Source organism: Rhizobium sp. YTU87027 (genome assembly GCF_050644135.1).
Lineage (GTDB): Bacteria > Pseudomonadota > Alphaproteobacteria > Rhizobiales > Rhizobiaceae > Rhizobium.
Window position 1 is genome coordinate 960,884 of record NZ_CP098440.1, and the last position, 18,657, is coordinate 979,540.

An 18,657-nucleotide genomic window follows, 5' to 3' on the forward strand; every position below is an offset into this window, starting at 1 on the left:
TGTGGCGGCCTATTTGGGGAAGTCGGTCGAGACGGCGAGCTCACGCCATGCGCCCAGTTCCTTCGCGACATGCGCATTCTTCGCCTCGATGACCGCCACGGTGTCGCTCCCGAACGGCATGCGTAGCGGCGGATTTTCCGAATGCGCCAGAGTGACCATCGCCTTCGCAAGGCGGGCAGGGTCGCCAGGCTGCTGGTGGTTATGGCCTGCAGCAAACTCGCGCATCGCGCCGACAGGTGTTTCCTGATAGTCGGCAATCGAACTCGGGCTGATGGCGAGCGAGCTCTCGTCCAAAAAGTCGGTGCGGAAGAAGCCGGGCTCGACGACCGTCACCTTTATACCGAGCGGAGCCACTTCGGCCGCGAGAGCTTCGGAGATGCCTTCGACCGCAAATTTGGTCGAGCAATAGATGCCCCAGCCGGCATGTGACGCGTAGCCACCGATGGACGAGATATTGAGAACGTGCCCCGATCGCTGGCGGCGCATATGCGGCAGCACAGCACGGGTGACCTTCAGCAGGCCGAAGACGTTTGTTGCATAGAGCTTCTCGATCTCTTCGGTGGTCGCTTCCTCTACGGCGCCGAGCAGACCGAAGCCGGCGTTGTTGAGCAGCACGTCGATCCTGCCGAAGCGCTTGACGGCTGCTTCCGCTGCCTTGTGCGCAGAGGCTTCGTCGGTCACGTCAAGCGACACAGCGAGCAGGTTGGGATGATTGCCGAACTTCTCCTCAAGGCCCTTCGGGTTACGTGCGGTCGCGACGACGGCATCGCCGGCATTGAGGGCTTCCTGAGTAATGAGGGCACCGAAACCACGCGAAGCCCCTGTGATGAACCAAACACGCATGACGATCTCCTTTGTCCGTTGCGCTGCGATTTGCTTACGGAGTGAAGGTAGCGTATTGACATAGCTGAGAGAATTTACGCTGTGTTTCATAGCTTGCTGAGAAAAATTCATCAATGAAGCGTGTGCGCTCGACCGATCTCGCGATCTTTCTGGCGATCGCCGGCCACCGAAGCTTCCGGAAGGCGTCGGTCGAACTGGGCGTCACGGCGTCTGCCCTCAGCCACGCACTGCGGGCGATCGAGGAACGGCTAGCGGTCCGCCTGATCAACCGGACGACCCGCGGTGTGGCCTTGACCGAGGCCGGCGAGCGACTCTTCGATCGCATCCGCCCCGCATTTCTCGATATCGATGCAGCACTCGACGATCTCAACAGCTTCCGCGGCCAGCCCCACGGCAAGCTGCGCATAAATGCAGCACGGGCCTCCACCAAGCTTGTTTTGTTGCCGATCGTCTCTCGTTTCCTGAAAGCCTATCCCTCAGTCGAGGTAGAGATCGTCGTCGATGATGCGTTGGTCGACATGGTGTCATCCGGCTTCGATGCCGGCGTGCGGTTCGGCGAGAGCATCGCGGCCGACATGATCGCGGTGCCGATCGGCCCGCGCCACCGTTTTGCGGTGGTTGCTGCGCCGAACTATTTCGAGGGCAGGAGCCGCCCGGTGACGCCGCATGATCTGCGCGACCACGAATGCGTGCGTTACCGCTTTGCCGGCGGCTCCTTCTATCGATGGGAGTTCGAGCGCGGCGGCATAGAACTGGAGATCGATGTCGGCGGCCCCCTGACCTTGGGCGATCAGGACATCATTCTAGATGCCGTGATGCACGGCTGCGGTCTCGGGTATCTTTTCGAAGAGCAGGTGCAGATGGCGATCGCAAAGGGCAGGCTAATCCGCGTGCTGGAAGACTGGTGCCCCTTCTATCCGGGCTTCTTCCTCTACTATCCGAGCCGTCGGCAATTGCCGACGGCGCTGCGAGCCTTCATCGATTTCGTCAAGACCGACAAAGCTCAGCCTCAGGCCTGAGGCTTCAATTCGCTATAGGCAGCAAACTTCTTCTCGAATTCACCAGCCCAGCCGATGAGTTCGGAATGGTCGGCTTCCCACTGTCCCTTGAAGCGCAGGTCGAGGTAGCCGAGCGTCGCGGCAAGCGCGAAGTGGCCGCCGTGCAGCCGTTTGCCGATCTTCGGCAGGTGCACACTGAGATGGTTCAAGCCGCTGACGGCCTTCTTCCACTGCCGGTCGATCCACGGCTGGTGGACCTTTTCCTCGTCGCGGAAGCGCCGTTCGTAGACGATCGCCAGCAGGCAATCGCAGATGCCGTCGCATAGCGCTTCGAGAATTTCGGCCTCCGTCCGCTTGCCGTTCTTGGCTGGGTAAAGCTTCTTGCCTTTCAGCCGGTCGAAATAGTGCATGATGGCGACACTGTCGAAAATCGACTGGCCGTCATCCGTCAGCAAGGTCGGGATCTTGCCAAGCGGATTGTTGTCGACGAGAACAGCCGGGCCGGCATTGGTGTCCACGCGGATCTCGATCGCATCGAGTTCCAGATAGCGTGCGGCCATGCGAACCTTGCTGGAGTAGGGTGATGTCGGCGCGCAAAGGATCTTCATGGTCGCTCCTTTCAAATAGTCGTGTTGCGGCGCGACTATTTCGCGCCGGCAAGAGTCGGTCAACTGTCCTTCGTCACCTTGTTCTCACCGCGCAACCAAAACGCGCGATGCGACGCATAGCGATCCTGCGCCATGTGATCCTTGAGTGCGGGCAGCAAAGCGTGCAGCTCGTCCTTCAGCGTGAAGGGCGGGTTGACGATGATCATACCGGAGCCGGTCAATCCGGTGATTCCCCGGTCGCTCCGCACGCTGAGTTCCGCGCAGAGCATCTTCGGAATGTCGAGGTCCTGCAGCGCCTCATGGAATTCCTTGATCGGCGCTCCCTTCTTCAGCGGGTACCACAGACAGTAGGTGCCGCCGGGAAAGCGGCGATAGGCTCTTGCCAAACCGTCCACCAGGCGCTCGTATTCGCCATCCTCTTCGAACGGCGGATCGACGAGCACGATGCCACGCTTCTCCTTCGGCGGCAGGTGTGCGCCGAGCGAGAGCCAGCCGTTGAGTTCGGTGATCCGCACATGATGGTCGCCCTCGAACAGCCGATGGAGACGCGCAAAATCCTCCGGATGCAATTCCATCGCGGAAAGCCTGTCCTGCGGACGAAACAGCATGCGCGCGAGCTTTGGAGAGCCAGGATAAAAGCGGATGCCGCCCTCCGGGTTCAACTCACGCACAGCGGAAAGGTAGGGCTCCAGCAACTCGGCGACCTGCGGAGCAAGCTCCGCGTCCAGTAGCTTGCCGATGCCCTCGCTCCATTCGCCGGTCTTCTGCGCTTCCTCGGAGGAGAGGTCATAGAGCCCGATGCCGGCATGCGTGTCGAGCACGCGAAAGCCTGCATCCTTTTTCTGCATGTAGCGGATCAGCCGCGCCAGAACGGCGTGCTTGAGCACATCGGCAAAATTGCCCGCGTGGTAGATGTGGCGGTAGTTCATTTTCGCTGATGCCCGTGATGAATTCGCCTGATCGACGTCATTTGTGACTTTTGGCTGGTTTCCGGTTCGAATATAGAAAAGCCATGAACATTGCGACCCCCATTCACGCCAAATCCGCCAAGTCGAATGTCAGGCTCGGTCATACCGCCTGTCCCCACGACTGCCCCTCCACCTGTGCGCTGGAGGTGGAGATCGGCGACGACGGTCGCATCGGTCGGGTGCGCGGTGCAAATGACCACAGCTACACCTCGGGCGTCATCTGCGCGAAGGTCGCGCGCTACGCCGAGCGGCTCTATCATCCGGACCGGCTGATGCACCCGCTGCGCCGAACAGGCGCGAAGGGGACAGGGCAGTGGCAACAGATTTCCTGGGAAGAGGCACTGGATGAAATCGCCGAAGCTTTCGTCAAAGCGGAAGCGAGGGACGGCAGCGAAGCGATCTGGCCCTATTTCTACGCCGGCACCATGGGTTGGGTTCAGCGCGACTCGATCGAGCGTCTGCGCCACGCCAAGCGCTATTCCGGCTTCTTCTCGTCGATCTGCACCAATCCTGCCTGGACCGGCTTCACCATGGCGACCGGCACGCTGCGCGGACCCGACCCCCGCGAGATGGGGCGCACGGATTGCGTCGTGATCTGGGGCACGAACGCAGTGTCCACGCAGGTCAACGTGATGACCCACGCGATCAAGTCCCGCAAGGAACGCGGCGCCAAGATCGTCGTGATCGACATCTACGACAATCCGACAATGAAGCAGGCCGACATGGCGCTGACCGTCAAGCCGGGCACGGACGCGGCGCTCGCCTGCGCCGTCATGCACATCGCCTTCCGCGACGGCTATGCCGATCGTGAATACATGGCAAAGTACGCCGACGACCCCGCCGGCCTTGAAGCACATCTGAAGACGAAGACGCCCGATTGGGCGGCTGCCATTACCGGCCTTTCCGTCGACGAGATCGAAGCCTTCGCGCGCCTCGTCGGCACGACGAAGAAGACCTACTTCCGCCTCGGCTACGGCTTCACCCGCCAGCGCAACGGCGCGGTCGCCATGCACGCGGCGGCCTCGATCGCGACGGTGCTCGGCTCCTGGCAGTATGAGGGCGGCGGTGCCTTCCACTCGAACAGCGATATCTTCCGCATGAACAATGCGGAACTGACCGGCAAGTCGATGAAGGATGCAGATATCCGCATGATCGACCAGTCGCAGATCGGCCGCGCGCTGACCGGCGATGCCGTGGCGCTGCGCCATCGCGGGCCGGTGACGGCCATGCTCATCCAGAACACCAACCCGGTGAACATCGCCCCCGAACAGCGGTTGGTGAAGCGCGGCTTTGCCCGCGACGACCTCTTCGTCGCGGTCCACGAGCAGTTCATGACCGAGACGGCCGAGATGGCCGATATCGTCATCCCGGCGACGATGTTCGTCGAGCACGACGACATCTATCGCGCGGGAGGCCAGAACCACATTCTGCTCGGCCCCAAGCTGGTCGAACCGCCAGACACCGTGCGGACGAACCTGTTCGTGATCGAGGAGCTGGCTAAGCGGCTCGGTATCGCCGATCGTCCTGGCTTCGGCTTCACGGCGCGCGAAATGATCGATCGTGTCCTCCAGGATAGCAACCTGCCGGGATACGATCATTTCCTCGAACACAAGTGGTTCGACCGCCAGCCGGATTTCGAGGATGCGCATTTCCTCAAGGGTTTCGCGCATGCTGACGGCAAGTTCCATTTCCGCCCGGACTGGGTCGACGGCCCCGCGCCGAACAAGCCCCCGGCCGCTGTCGGTGCTCTCGGCCCGCACGAGCAATTGCCCGCGTTTCCGGATCAGGTCGATGTCATCGAGCGTGCCGATACCGAACATCCATTCCGCCTGGCAACGTCGCCGGCCCGTAACTTCCTGAATTCGAGCTTCTCGGAAACGAAGACCTCACGCCAGAAAGAAGGACGGCCGGAGCTGATGATGAACCCGGTCGATGCCGTTGCTGGTGGCATCGAACATGGCGACCTCGTACGGATCGGAAACGACCGTGGCGACCTGCGGATCCATGTGCGTGTCACCGAGGAGGTCAAGCCGGGCGTGCTGATTGCCGAAGGCCTCTGGCCGAATAAGGCGCATGTCGACGGCGAAGGGATCAACCTGCTGACCGGCGCCGATCCCGTCGCGCCATACGGCGGAGCTGCGGTCCACGACAACAAGGTCTGGCTGCGCAAGGATGTTGAATGACGAAGTTTGACAGGGCAAAAGCCGAGATCGTCGATGAAAAGACGCTCTCGAACGGCTGGACACGCCTCAGCGGCTTCCAGATCGACTACACGGATTCCGACGGTGAGACACATCGGCTGCAGCGTGAGGTCTACCATCGCACCCCGGCTGCGACGATCCTGCTTCACGATCCCAAGCGCGACACCGTTGTCCTCGTGCGGCAATTCCGGCTGCCGGTTTTCCTTCATGGCGAGCCGGCCTGGATCATCGAGGCACCGGCAGGACTGCTGGATGGCGATGCCCCGGAGGCGGCCATCCGCCGCGAAGCCGAGGAAGAAACCGGCTTTCGCGTCCGCGACGTTCGCTTCCTCTTCAAGGCGTACAGTTCGCCGGGCTCAAGCATGGAACTGCTGCACTTCTTCGCCGCCTCGATCGACACGACCGACCGCGTCTCTGATGGCGGCGGCCTTGCTCACGAGCATGAGGATATCGAGGTTCTGGAGGTCTCGCTGGACAAGGCGGTGGCGATGATCGAGCACGGCGAGATCATCGACTTGAAGACAATTACGCTTCTGCAATGGGCGGCAATGAACAGCGGCGCGTTGCGCTAGAACACCGGCCAATTTGCGAGGCCGTCGTTCACACCGATGTCATGAATCAGCGCTATGCGCTCTGCCTTGTCATAAATACCTGTCTGGAGAAGACCCGATGTGGCTCAGCAATTTTACGCTTGTCCTTCCAGATGAGGTTGTGAGCCACGGCTCGGTGCGTGTCGAGGACGGCGTCATCGCTGAAATCAGGCCCGAGCCGGTCGCCAACGCTGCGATCGATGGCGGCGGGCGCCTGCTGATGCCGGGCTTCGTGGACCTTCACGGCGACATGGTGGAGCGCGAGATCGCGCCGCGCCCGAATGCGCCGATGCCGATCGATTTCAGCATCCACGAACTGGACAAGAAACTGGCTGCCGCAGGCGTCACGACCGCATTCGCGGCCGTCTCCTTCGCGACGGAAAGCGTCTACGGTCATGTCCGCTCACTCGAGACGACGTCGGCCGTGATCGAAAGCATCAACCGGCTGAAGAATAACCTGCTGATCGATCACCGCGTTCACGCGCGCTACGAGATCACCAATCTCGGTGCTGCACCGGCACTGGAAAAGCTGCTCGATGCCAGCCATATCGACATGGTCTCGCTGACGGATCACACACCGGGGCAGGGGCAGTACAACAACATCGAGAGCTACATCCTGAGCATCGCCGAGCGCCGCGCCATTTCCGAGGAGATGGCCGCCGAGATGGTCGCCAAGCGTATCGAGATGCGCAACAATCCGGAGATCGAGATCAAGCTGAAGCAGGTCGTCGATCTTGCTCTGAAGCACAAGCTGTCGCTCGCCTCCCACGATGACGACAGCGCCGAGAAGGTCGCGCAAATGCACGATCTCGGTGTCACGATCAGCGAATTTCCAGTGACGCTTCTGGCAGCGGAAGAAGCGCGTCGTCGCGGTCTCTGGACGCTGATGGGCGCTCCGAACGCGCTGCGCGGCCAGTCGATGTCCGGAAATCTCAGCGCACTGGATGCCGCTGCCGCCGGCCTTCTGACCGTCATCGCCGCCGACTATCATCCCGCGGCCTTCGTGCCCGGCATCTTCAAGATCGCCGACCGGACGAGCCTGCCTTACGCTGTCGCCATGGCGACCCGCAATGCGGCGCGCTCGGCTGGCCTGCTGGATCGTGGTGAAATTGCCGTTGGGCAGCAGGCCGATCTGGTTGTCATCGAAGCCGGCGACGTGCACCGCATCCGAGCCACGTTCCGCAAGGGCCTTTTCGTCTACAGTGACGGCACGCTGCATCAGCCTCGGGCGCTTGCCGCCTGAGGCCAAGAGCATGTCTCCGAAAGCGGGAGCCGGTTTCGGGACAAGGACATGCGTGAAAACAAAGAACTAGAGCGGGGCGGAATCCGAAAGATCGCGCCGTGCTTTAGGCGCCTTCGCCGATCAGCGAGATAACGCTGCGACGTTCGGCCGGCGCCGCTGCAGCGTCCGTGCTGACAGCCTTGCCGCCCTCCATTTTCACCTTGCCTTGGGCAAAGAGCCGCAGCGCTTGCGGGTAAAGCTGATGCTCGACGGTAAGCACACGTGCGGCGAGGCTGTCAGCATTGTCGCTGGAAAGGACCGGAACGGCGGCCTGGCCGATAACCGGTCCCTCGTCCATGCCTTCGGTGACGAAGTGCACGGTGCAGCCGGCGATCCGCATCCCGGCGTCGATCGCGCGCTGATGGGTGTCCAGCCCGGGAAAGAGCGGCAGCAGGGAAGGATGGATGTTGATCATCCTGCCTTCGTAGCGCTGGATGAAGGTGCCGCTCAGCAGCCGCATATAGCCTGCAAGGCAAAGAATGTCGGGAGAAAGCTCATCGAGTGCGGCAAAGATTGCTTCCTCGTGCGCTTCCTTGTTCGCATAGTCCTTGCGCACGAAGGCAAATGTCGGGATGCCTTCGGCCGCTGCTTTGGCGAGCCCGCCGGCGTCGGCCTTGTCCGAGATGACGCCGACGATTTCCGCCGGATAGTCGCCAGCCTTGGCCGCGGCGACCAACGCCATCATGTTGGAACCGCCGCCGGAGATAAAGACGACGGCGCGTTTGCGCGGCGACGTCATATGGCGAGCGTACCCTTGTAGAGCGTACCGGCTGCACCCTCGGCGCGGGCGATCATGCGACCGAGAGTTACGACCGTCTCGCCTTCAGCTTCGAGCGCCGCGGTGACGGTCGCGACATTCTCAGCCGAAACGACTGCGATCATGCCGATGCCGCAGTTGAAGGTGCGCAGCATTTCGTTTGCTTCAACGCCGCCCGTCTTGGAAAGCCAGGAGAAGACCGAGGGAACCTTGACGGCTGCAAGATCGATCTCGGCTGCGAGGTGCTTCGGCAGAACACGCGGAATGTTCTCCGGGAAGCCGCCGCCTGTGATGTGCGCCAGTGCCTTGATGGCCTTCGTTTCACGGATGGCCTTGAGGAGCGGCTTTACATAAATGCGCGTCGGCGTCAGCAAGGCTTCGCCGAGGCTCTTGCCTTCCGCGAACGGAGCCGGAGCATCCCAGGCGAAGCCGGAAATGCCGACGATCTTGCGCACCAGCGAAAAGCCGTTGGAGTGAACACCCGAGGAGGCAAGGCCAAGGATCACGTCGCCCTCGGCGATGTCGCCCGACGGCAACAGTTGGCCACGCTCGGCTGCACCGACGGCAAAGCCGGCCAAGTCGTAGTCGCCGGAGGAGTACATGCCCGGCATCTCGGCGGTCTCGCCGCCAATCAGCGCACAGCCCGCGTCACGGCATCCGGCAGCGATGCCTTCGACGATCGCCGCACCCTGGTCTGGATCGAGCTTGCCGGTGGCGAAGTAATCGAGGAAGAACAGCGGTTCCGCGCCCTGGACGACCAGATCGTTGACGCACATGGCAACGAGATCGATGCCAACCGTGTCGTGATAGTCGGCGTCGATGGCGATCTTCAGCTTGGTACCGACGCCGTCATTGGCAGCAACGAGAACCGGGTCGGTGAAGCCTGCGGCTTTCAGGTCGAACAGGCCGCCGAAGCCGCCGATCTCGCCGTCCGCTCCCGGGCGGCGCGTCGAGCGCACGGCGGGCTTGATCTTCTCCACCAGAAGGTTTCCTGCGTCGATGTCGACGCCTGCGTCGCTATAGGTCAGGCCGTTTTTTCCAGACTGGCTCATGCTGCTCTCCGATGGCTGTGCAGGGGCGGGAAATGTCACCGCCTCAATATGCCGGTCGCCATTGCATGACACGGGCCTATATGCAAGGGATTGCATGGAAAAAGCCCCAATTTCCCGCTCTTTTGGCGCAGGGCTTCGGGATTTTTAGCGGCGGGGTTGACCATTCTCTCGGCCACATCCTATGTGCTCGAAAGGTTGCATCGCGGCGATGCAGAAAATCAAGGCGGTCGATCAGCGGGGAATGTGATGCCACAGCAGGTTAGCGGTGCAGGTCTGAAGCGCCAGGTCATCTTCTGGCTGATCGTGCTCGCCTTCTTTATTGGCTTCCTTTTCATCTTCAGCTCGATCTTGCTGCCGTTCCTTGCAGGTATGGCGCTGGCCTATTTCCTCGATCCGGTCGCGGACCGGCTGGAGCGCCTTGGGCTGAGTCGCCTCATGGCCACGATCGTCATTCTGATCGCCTTCATCGTCGTGATCGTACTGGCCTTGATGATCCTGATACCTGTCTTGGCAAGCCAGTTCAGCGATTTTGCCGGTCGCCTGCCCGGCTACATCGATCAGTTGCAGACGTTCATTACAAAGTCGCAGAATTCCCTCCTGCCAGACTGGGTGAGGAACCAACTTGGGACGATTAAGAACAACTTCTCCGAGATCCTATCACAAGGATTCGGTCTGCTAACCGGGCTTTTCGGTCAGGTCTGGAGTTCCGGTCTTGCCGTCGTCAACCTGATCTCGCTGATGATCGTCACGCCCGTTGTGGCCTTCTACATGCTGCTTGATTGGGATCGCATGATCGCAAAGGTCGATCAGTACATTCCGCGCGACTATGTAGCCAATGTCCACCAGATCATGCGGGAAATCGATCAGGCGATCGCCGGTTTCATCCGCGGGCAGGGCTCGCTTTGCCTCATCCTGGGCATCTGGTATGCCGTTGGCCTGTCGCTGGTTGGCTTGAACTTCGGCCTGCTGATCGGTCTGTTCGCCGGCATGATCAGCTTCATTCCCTATGTGGGTTCGCTGGTGGGGCTCGTCCTCGCCGTCGGTGTAGCCATGGTCCAGTTCTGGCCCGATTACATCTGGGTCGGCGCGGTGCTCGCGGTATTCTTCAGCGGCCAGTTTATGGAAGGCAACATCCTGCAGCCGAAGCTCGTGGGCCATAGTGTCGGGCTGCATCCTGTTTGGTTGATGTTCGCGCTCTTTGCTTTCGGCGCCTTGTTCGGCTTTGTTGGCCTGCTGGTTGCCGTGCCGGCGGCTGCCGCCGTCGGCGTGCTTGTCCGTTTTGCGCTTTCACGCTACCTTCAGAGCGATCTTTATGCCGGCGGGTCGAAGAATGACCAGGTCGGCAAGACAAAAGCTGATCCCAAATGACTGATGTGAAAAACGCTGGTCCAAGGCGCAATGCCGTCGAACAGCTTCCCTTGGCCTTTTCGCATGATGCGGCAACCGGGCGGGATGATCTGTTGATCTCCGAGCGGCTGGCAGCGGCCGTCTCGATCGTCGATGCCTGGCCGCACTGGCCTTCGCCCGTCGTGATCCTCGCCGGTCCGGTAGGCTCGGGAAAATCGCATTTGGCCAATATCTGGAAAGATCATAGCGGCGCCGTCGATATCCATCCGAGGGCCGGCGCCAACGCGGCGGTGGAGGCGGCCAACGGTCCGGTGCTGTTTGAGGACGTCGACCGGCTTGGCTTCGACGACAACGAGCTTTTCCATGTCATCAACAGCGTGCGGGAAAACGGTCACAGTCTTCTGATGACCAGCCGCCTTTGGCCGATGTCCTGGCCTGTGGAACTGCCGGATTTGCGCTCGCGCCTGAAGGCGGCGACAGTCGTCGAGATCGGCGAACCGGACGAGGAATTGCTGTCACAGGTCATTGTCAAGCTGTTTGCCGACCGCCAGCTTTATATTGATGACAAACTGGTCCTCTATATCGTCAACCGGATGGAGAGGTCGCTCAACGCCGCCCAGACGATTGTGGACAGGCTTGATCGACTTGCCCTCTCTCGGGGAACGAAGATTACTCGAACTCTCGCCGCTGAAGTGTTGAATGAATTGGGCAATTCGGAGCCGGCGGATTGACTGTCACAGTTCTGTCGTGAAACTGATATAATTCGCTGGGCGAATGAAACGGGACAATCAGACCATGGATAGCGCAGTCGCGGAGCATCACGAATCTACTCCGGAAACCAACGAGACTGTGCCATCGCTGGAAGAATTGCTCGCCAGTCCCGAGCGTTTCATCAACCGCGAATTTTCATGGCTGCAGTTCAATCGCCGTGTTCTCGAGGAAACGCTGAACACTGAGCATCCGCTGCTTGAGCGCGTTCGCTTCCTGTCGATCTCGGCCGCAAACCTCGACGAATTCTTCATGGTCCGCGTTGCCGGTCTTGAGGGGCAGGTGCGCCAGAATATCGTTGTGCGCGCGCCCGACGGCAAGACGCCTGCCGAACAACTCGACGCAATCCTTCAGGAAATCGACAATCTGCAGATGGAACAGCAGGCGTCGCTTGCCGTGCTCCAGCAGTATCTCGCCAAGGAAGACATTCTAATTGTGCGCCCGGGCGCGCTCAGCGAGTCCGATCGCGCCTGGCTGGCGACTGAGTTCGAGCAGGCGATCTTCCCGGTTCTGACGCCGCTGTCTATCGATCCGGCGCATCCGTTCCCCTTCATTCCGAACCTCGGCTTTTCGATCGGTCTGCAGCTCGTCAGCAAGAATGGGCGCGAGCCAATGACGGCGCTGCTGCGCCTGCCTCCGGCACTCGATCGTTTCGTGCGCTTGCCCGACGACGGCGGTACCATCCGCTACATCACACTCGAGGACGTCGCCAACGTCTTCATCCACCGCCTCTATCCCGGCTACGAGGTACAGGGCTCCGGTACCTTCCGCATCATCCGCGACAGCGATATTGAAGTCGAGGAAGAAGCCGAAGACCTCGTGCGCTTTTTCGAAACGGCGCTGAAGCGCCGCCGCCGAGGATCGGTGATCCGTATCGAGACCGACTCGGAGATGCCGGCATCTCTACGCCAGTTCGTCGTGCAAGCGTTAAGCGTGCCCGAGAACCGTGTTGCGGTCTTGCCGGGTTTGCTCGCCCTGAACACGCTGTCGGAGATCACGAAAGCGCCACGCGAAGATCTCCGGTTTCCTCCTTACAATGCGCGATTTCCCGAGCGAGTCCGAGAGCATGCCGGGGACTGCCTTGCGGCAATCCGCGAAAAGGACATGGTGGTCCACCATCCTTACGAATCCTTCGACGTGGTGGTCCAGTTTCTGCTCCAGGCTGCGCGTGATCCTGACGTCTTGGCGATAAAGCAGACGCTCTATCGCACCTCGAACGACAGCCCGATCGTCCGCGCATTGATCGACGCGGCCGAGTCCGGAAAATCCGTCACGGCGCTGGTGGAGCTGAAGGCCCGTTTCGATGAGGAAGCGAATATCCGCTGGGCGCGCGACCTTGAACGCGCCGGCGTGCAGGTGGTCTTCGGTTTCATCGAGCTGAAGACGCATTCGAAGATGTCGATGGTCGTGCGCCGCGAGGAGGGCAAGCTACGCACCTATTGCCATCTCGGCACCGGCAACTACCATCCGATCACCGCCAAGATATACACCGACCTGTCGTTCTTCACCTGCAATCCGGTGATCGCTCACGACATGGCGAACATCTTCAATTTCATCACTGGCTACGGCGAGCCGGAGGAGAGCATGAAGCTCGCCGTGTCGCCCTACACGCTGCGTTCACGCATCCTTCGTCACATCGATGAAGAGATCAGGCATGCCAAGAACGGCGCGCCGGCCGCAATCTGGATGAAGATGAATTCGCTGGTCGATCCAGAGATCATCGACGCGCTCTATACGGCGAGCCACGCTGGTGTTGAGATCGATCTCGTGATCCGGGGTATCTGCTGCCTGCGCCCGCAGGTGCCAGGCCTGTCCGACAATATCCGTGTGAAGTCGATCGTCGGTCGCTTCCTGGAGCACAGCCGCATCTTCTGCTTCGGCAATGGTCACGGGCTGCCATCAGACAAGGCGTTGGTTTATATCGGTTCGGCCGATATGATGCCGCGCAACCTCGATCGCCGTGTGGAAACGTTGGTCCCACTGACCAATCCGACAGTCCACGAGCAGGTCCTCTCACAGATTATGCTCGGCAATATCATTGACAATCAGCAAAGCTACGAGATATTGCCCGACGGTACGTCCAGGCGCATGGAGGTGCGCAAGGGCGAGGAGCCGTTCAACGCGCAACAGTATTTCATGACCAACCCCAGCCTGTCCGGCCGTGGTGAAGCTTTGAAATCCAGTGCGCCCAAGCTGATCGCCGGCCTGCTTTCCGGCCGAAACAACAAGTAATATTGGACCTGCATGGTTGAATCAGAAGCCCAGGGGCGCCTTCCAGGGATTGCCCCGGTCTCCGTTGTCGATATCGGGTCGAACTCGATCCGTGTGGTCATCTATGAAGGCATGTCCCGTTCGCCGACGATCCTTTTCAACGAAAAGGTGTTGTGCGGGCTGGGCAAGGGCATCGCGCTGACCGGCAAGATGGATGAGGCGAGCGTCGAGCGTGCTCTGGCCGCCTTGCATCGGTTCAAGGCGTTGTCCGATCAGGCGCGCGCCGCCACCATGTATGTTCTGGCGACGGCAGCCGCCCGCGAGGCATCCAACGGCCCCGACTTCATCCACCAGGCGGAAACCATTCTTCAGCGCAAGATTCGCGTTCTCTCCGGTGAGGAAGAGGCGAAGTTCTCCGCCCTCGGCATTGTCAGCGGTTTCTATGAGCCGGACGGTATCGCGGGCGACCTGGGCGGTGGTTCGCTTGAATTGATTGACATCAAGGGCAAGGAAATCGGCAACGGCGTAACCTTGCCGCTGGGGGGCCTTCGCCTGTCCGAATATGCCGGCGGCTCGATGGAGAAGGCCCGAACCTTCGCCCGCAAGCATGTGAAAACAAGTTCCAAGCTTCTGGCGAAGGGCGCGGGGCGTACCTTCTACGCCGTTGGGGGCACCTGGCGAAACATCGCAAAGCTGCACATGGAGTTGACTCAGTATCCGCTGCACATGATGCAGGGTTACGAGGTTTCGCTCGAGGCGATGATGCAGTTCCTCGATCAGGTGGAAATCGCCAGGGACTCTAGAGATCCTGCATGGTTGGCCGTCTCGAAGCATCGCCGCGCGTTGCTTCCCTTCGGCGCGGTTGCCATGAAGGAAGTCCTGAGTGCGATGAGCCCCTCTGTAATCTCGTTTTCGGGGCAGGGCGTGCGCGAAGGGTATCTCTATTCATTGCTTTCCGAGAGCGAGCGCCGCAGCGATCCGCTTTTGGCCGCGGCGGGCGAGCTTGCCATTCTCCGCGCTCGTTCGCCGGAGCACGCCAGAGAACTGGCGGAGTGGACCGGTCGGATGATGCCTTATTTCGGCGTCACCGAGACGAAGGAAGAGGCGCGCTATCGTCAGGCCGCATGCCTGCTCGCCGACATCAGTTGGCGCGCGCATCCGGACTATCGTGGCTTGCAGGCGCTGAACATCATTGCTCATTCGTCCTTCGTCGGCATCAGCCATCCTGGGCGCGCATTCATCGCGCTCACCAACTACTACCGGTTCGAAGGGCCTCACGATGACGGCGCGACGGGGCCGTTGGCTACGATCGCTACGCCGCAATATGTCGAGCGCGCCAAACTCCTCGGCGGAATGCTGCGGGTCGTCTACCTCTTCTCGGCGTCCATGCCGGGCGTGGTCCGCAACCTGAGTTTCCAGAAGTCGTCCAATCCCGATCTGGACCTGGAGTTCGTGGTTCCGGCGGAGTATCACGATTTTGCCGGCGAGCGTCTTGAGGGCCGCCTGCAACAGTTGTCCAGGCTAACCAACAAGCGCTTGGCGTTTCGCTTCGAGTAGCGCCTCGCGGTTGATCGAGGCACGCCACCGAACAGTCCGACGACTTTGTTGATCGTTTACGGCGAGTTTCCACAGATTTCGGCCCTAAGTTGACGTATTGGCTTGGTATGTTCGCCAGCCAACATCACGAGCGAAATTTGGGCGAGAGACATGATCACGGATATTGAAGACTTTTTCACGCAAGGATGCGGACGCTGCGAGCGGTTTGCCACATCGGACTGTTCGACGCGGCAATGGATTGACGGCCTAAACGAACTTCGCCGCATCTGTCGCGATGTGGGCCTCGTCGAGACGGTGAAGTGGGCGCATCCCTGTTACATGCATGAGAGCCGCAATATCGTGATAATCGGCGCCTTCCGCGGCGACTTTCGCCTGAGTTTCTTTAGCGCCGCACTGTTGAAGGATCCCGAAGGCGTGCTTGAGAAGCAGGGGGCGAACACCCAACATCCCGACATGCTTCGCTTTGTGGAGAACGCACAGGTCGTAAAGATGGAGCCCGTTATCCGTTCCTACTTGAAGGAAGCGATGGGCTATGCCGAGGCTGGTATCAAGCCGCCGAAGGGGAAAGGCCAAGTAGACTTGCCTGACGAGTTGATCGAAGCCTTGGATTCCGACCCTGAACTCGCCGAGGCTTTTCATGATCTGACACCTGGCCGGCAGAAAAGCTACGTGATCAATCTCAACGGGGTGAAGAAGTCAGAAACGCGAACCACGCGGATCGCTAAATTCCGGGATCACATTCTCGCCGGAAAGGGCGCAACTGAGCGGTAGTTCGAGGTTTCGAACCCGTGGCCGGGCACTTCTACAAGTTCTGGCGTGCGCCGCTCATTTCTGGAAAGCCCCGCTCACTTCGAGCGGGACCTTCCTGTGGGAGCGTAGACTTATTTCGCGTTCAGGAGTTCGCCGACTTCGAGCAGGCTGAACTCGTTGTTGTCGGCCTTGTCGACGGCACGGCCCGCCGAGAAGGGCAGGTTGTTGTCGTTGCCGACGACGATGTGGGTGGCGTCGACGCGGTCGACGTTCTCAATCGTCACGAACGGCATATCGTAGACGCCGTCCTTGCTGCCGGCCTTCTTCTTGTTGTCCGGGTCCTTGATGTTCAGGAGGTCGATGTAGCCGATCTTGCGGACAGCTTTGCCGACGTTGGCGTCGTTGAACTCGATCTTGTAGATGCGCTTGAGCTCAGCCGGAGCCTCGAAGCAACTGGGCTTCGGCTGCTTGGGATCGGCGCAGGCCTTGTCCTTCGTGCCGGCGCCGTTGTCGCGTTCGATGACGAGCGCGGTCGAGTCGTCGAGCATGTTGAAATCACCAATTGAAACGCCCTTGTCCTCGAAGGGGTAGAACCAGGTCCGGCCGGTCCAGCTCTTGGAAGCGGTGTCAAACTCGATGACGCGGATGGCGGTATGACCGTCGACCGATTCCATCTTGCCGTCGTCCTGATAGAGTGCTCCTTCCAGCAGGCCATAGAGCTTGCTGTCGTCCTTCGACATAGCGAGACCCTCGAAGCCGCCTGAGCGCTTCAGGTTGAAGACCGGCATCTTGGCAGTTGGATTTGCAGGAACGGAAAGTGTCGGATTGTCGGGCGACATGACCGGCTTGCCGTCGACCTTGGTCGAGATCACGTCGGTCAGGCGGCCCTCGGTGTCGAACTTGAGCAGGTAGGGTCCAAATTCCTCGCCGAGCCAGAAACCATCAGCGACAGGCTGCACGGATTCGATGTCGAAGTCCGCACCGGTCAGATAGCGCTTCTCTGCGCCCTCGAGCACGATCGGGAACGGGGCTTTCTTGTCAGGGTCGGAAAGGAAGAGGTTCTTGATGACCTCGACCTTGCCCGTCTGCCAGTCGAATTTCACCTGATGCAGGAAGAGCATCGCGTCGCTGGAATTTGCTTTGGAGCCAAAGCCGTTATCGGAGAGCGTCCAGAATGTGCCGTCCGGCATGGTCTTGATGCCGGAGAAACCCTGGACAGGTTGGCCGTCGAAGGGAAGCTCCAGGTCGGTGACGCGTGCGCCGTCCTTGCCGGGAACACTGCCGAGTGCTTCGGTGCGCTTGCGGTCAGCCGTGGTGAATTTGCCGGAATGCTTGAGGAACTCAGGCGCATCGGCCGGAGCCGCGACCAGCGTGTTGGCCGGCAGAATGGCCTGGCCTGCGAGTTTAGCTGGAAATTCCTGCTGGTCGGCGACCGCCGAACCGGTGATCAAAAGGAGAAATGAAACAGAAGCGAGAAGAGTATTTTTCATCGAACCCCCCAAGGATTGGAATGCGGGTCTCGATTAGCAAGGCTTTCATGTCGGCGCGTTGACGCTTGCATGAAGCTTTGGTGACGCCTTGCGGTTGTCCGCCTTGACGAGAGCGATGACGCCAAGGCTCTGACCACGGCCCTTGACGGCGTGGTTTCCAAGATCCTCTGCCGAGACCTTCTCGGGCATCTTGATCCGCTGGGCGAGGTCGCTTGAAATGAGCACCGATCGATTCAGCGTCTTGCAGAGCGATTCAAGCCGGGATGTCGTGTTCACGGTGTCGCCGAAGTAGGTGATCTTGTGGTGGTCGACGCCGATTTCGGCCGTGATAACCGTACCCCCGTGCAATGCGGCGCGCAGGCGAGGGACCTGACCGTATGTCTTCAACCAGCTCTCGGCATCTGCCTCAATCCCGCTGATAATGTCGAAGATGCAGTTCACACATCGCGCGAACTTGATCCCGCGCTCCAATGGCCAGCTGATGATCGCGGCGTCGCCCACGTAGTCATCGATGGTACCCTTGTATTTCCTCACGGGCTCGGCGAACGAGGCAAACAAGGAACTCAGCATCTGTTGCGCCCGGAGATCGCCGTGCTTCTCAGCAAAAGCGGTCGAATCCACCAGATCGATGAAGAGGAAGACGCGCTCCTCGCTGATCGGCTTCCGGTAGCGACTGAAAAGCATGCTCGTGAAGATGTCACGACCCAGTAGTTCTCGGATGCGCAGCACGAAGATGATAAGCGCACACACGGCGAGCGCATAGAGAAAGGCATCGAAGGGCAGGATAACGGCATTGACCCACGATGCCGGACTGAAGAGGCCGAGCCACCACATCGAGAGACCGGCAACTGCAAATCCCACACTCATCAGGATTTCGTAGACGAAGATCTCAGCGAGGAAGAAGGTCACCGTCGGTAGCGCCTGCATGCGTCGGTAGAGACCCCGCAGGATCACCTTGCGTTCGAAGGCGATGATCGGCATGCCGATGAACAATGCAAAGGTTGCGCCAACGAAGGGATGGCCGCCGTAGAAGCGCATGTCATAGAGAACGCCGCTCGCGGCTATGACAAGCGCGATCAACAGCCAGTTCTGGACTGGAGATATTTCCCTCATGTAGTCCTTTTCGCGGTGGCGCGTTGTCCGCATACCTACGGCATATAGGAAGCGTCGAGCGTTTCCGAAAGGCGCGCTAAGCCGGTTTTTCCCTAGATTGAATCGATCTGGATGTGACTTTG

Annotated in this window: 16 protein-coding genes; 9 read left to right on the forward strand and 7 right to left on the reverse strand. The window is 60.2% G+C overall.

Annotation, left to right across the window (positions count from 1 at the left end):
- Positions 1–9 precede the first annotated feature (9 nt).
- Positions 10–843, reverse strand: a complete 834-nt coding sequence (locus NBG89_RS04825; protein ID WP_431321942.1) for an oxidoreductase — start codon at positions 841–843, stop codon at positions 10–12.
- 113 nt (positions 844–956) lie between these two features.
- On the opposite strand from NBG89_RS04825, the gene NBG89_RS04830 reads away from it, so the two are divergent.
- Complete coding sequence (locus NBG89_RS04830) at positions 957–1,862, forward strand: LysR family transcriptional regulator (protein WP_431321943.1); 906 nt, start codon at positions 957–959, stop codon at positions 1,860–1,862.
- Here NBG89_RS04830 and NBG89_RS04835 read toward each other — a convergent pair.
- Complete coding sequence (locus tag NBG89_RS04835) at positions 1,853–2,449, reverse strand: glutathione S-transferase (RefSeq protein WP_431321944.1); 597 nt, start codon at positions 2,447–2,449, stop codon at positions 1,853–1,855. The genes NBG89_RS04830 and NBG89_RS04835 overlap by 10 nt on opposite strands.
- Before the next feature lie 59 nt (positions 2,450–2,508).
- Positions 2,509–3,378, reverse strand: coding sequence for a 23S rRNA (adenine(2030)-N(6))-methyltransferase RlmJ (locus NBG89_RS04840; protein WP_431321945.1), 870 nt, complete (start codon positions 3,376–3,378; stop codon positions 2,509–2,511).
- Positions 3,379–3,461: 83 nt separating this feature from the next.
- Here NBG89_RS04840 and NBG89_RS04845 point away from each other — a divergent pair, with 83 nt between their 5' ends.
- The 3 genes from NBG89_RS04845 (at position 3,462) to NBG89_RS04855 (ending at position 7,451) form a co-directional block, all read left to right on the forward strand.
- A complete protein-coding gene (locus tag NBG89_RS04845; RefSeq protein ID WP_431321946.1) occupies positions 3,462–5,600 on the forward strand; it encodes a molybdopterin oxidoreductase family protein in 2,139 nt (712 codons plus the stop codon).
- Entirely contained in the window at positions 5,597–6,190 is a 594-nt protein-coding gene (locus tag NBG89_RS04850) for an NUDIX domain-containing protein (protein WP_431321947.1), read from the forward strand. The genes NBG89_RS04845 and NBG89_RS04850 overlap by 4 nt, the downstream gene beginning before the upstream one ends.
- 97 nt (positions 6,191–6,287) lie before the next feature.
- Entirely contained in the window at positions 6,288–7,451 is a 1,164-nt protein-coding gene (locus tag NBG89_RS04855; protein ID WP_431321948.1) for an alpha-D-ribose 1-methylphosphonate 5-triphosphate diphosphatase, read from the forward strand.
- Between the two features lie 103 nt (positions 7,452–7,554).
- Here NBG89_RS04855 and purN read toward each other — a convergent pair whose 3' ends face one another.
- Together purN and purM are read right to left on the reverse strand one after the other, a co-directional pair.
- On the reverse strand, positions 7,555–8,229 hold the full coding sequence (purN, locus tag NBG89_RS04860; protein WP_431321949.1) for a phosphoribosylglycinamide formyltransferase: 675 nt from the start codon (positions 8,227–8,229) through the stop codon (positions 7,555–7,557).
- Positions 8,226–9,299 carry a phosphoribosylformylglycinamidine cyclo-ligase gene (gene purM / locus NBG89_RS04865; protein ID WP_431321950.1) on the reverse strand — a complete coding sequence of 358 codons (1,074 nt, stop codon included), beginning with the start codon at positions 9,297–9,299 and terminating at the stop codon, positions 8,226–8,228. Before purM ends, purN begins: the two co-directional genes overlap by 4 nt.
- Positions 9,300–9,545: 246 nt before the next feature.
- Here purM and NBG89_RS04870 point away from each other — a divergent pair, with 246 nt between their 5' ends.
- From NBG89_RS04870 to NBG89_RS04890, 5 genes are all read left to right on the forward strand, one after another.
- Positions 9,546–10,667 carry an AI-2E family transporter gene (locus tag NBG89_RS04870; protein ID WP_431321951.1) on the forward strand — a complete coding sequence of 374 codons (1,122 nt, stop codon included), beginning with the start codon at positions 9,546–9,548 and terminating at the stop codon, positions 10,665–10,667.
- The gene (gene hdaA, locus NBG89_RS04875) at positions 10,664–11,377 is read left to right on the forward strand and encodes a DnaA regulatory inactivator HdaA (RefSeq protein WP_431321952.1); all 714 of its coding nucleotides are present in this window, start codon (positions 10,664–10,666) and stop codon (positions 11,375–11,377) included. The genes NBG89_RS04870 and hdaA overlap by 4 nt, the downstream gene beginning before the upstream one ends.
- Positions 11,378–11,441: 64 nt before the next feature.
- Complete coding sequence (locus NBG89_RS04880; protein ID WP_431321953.1) at positions 11,442–13,646, forward strand: RNA degradosome polyphosphate kinase; 2,205 nt, start codon at positions 11,442–11,444, stop codon at positions 13,644–13,646.
- A 12-nt stretch (positions 13,647–13,658) separates the two neighbouring features.
- Entirely contained in the window at positions 13,659–15,182 is a 1,524-nt protein-coding gene (ppx, locus tag NBG89_RS04885; RefSeq protein ID WP_431321954.1) for an exopolyphosphatase, read from the forward strand.
- Positions 15,183–15,332: 150 nt separating this feature from the next.
- Positions 15,333–15,953 (forward strand): YdeI/OmpD-associated family protein, encoded by a 621-nt coding sequence (locus NBG89_RS04890; protein ID WP_431321955.1) that lies wholly within the window; start codon positions 15,333–15,335, stop codon positions 15,951–15,953.
- Positions 15,954–16,063: 110 nt separating this feature from the next.
- Here NBG89_RS04890 and NBG89_RS04895 read toward each other — a convergent pair whose 3' ends face one another.
- Both NBG89_RS04895 and NBG89_RS04900 read right to left on the reverse strand, forming a co-directional pair.
- Positions 16,064–17,422 carry an esterase-like activity of phytase family protein gene (locus NBG89_RS04895; protein ID WP_431321956.1) on the reverse strand — a complete coding sequence of 453 codons (1,359 nt, stop codon included), beginning with the start codon at positions 17,420–17,422 and terminating at the stop codon, positions 16,064–16,066.
- Positions 17,423–17,467: 45 nt separating this feature from the next.
- Complete coding sequence (locus tag NBG89_RS04900; protein ID WP_431321957.1) at positions 17,468–18,535, reverse strand: adenylate/guanylate cyclase domain-containing protein; 1,068 nt, start codon at positions 18,533–18,535, stop codon at positions 17,468–17,470.
- Positions 18,536–18,657 lie beyond the last annotated feature (122 nt).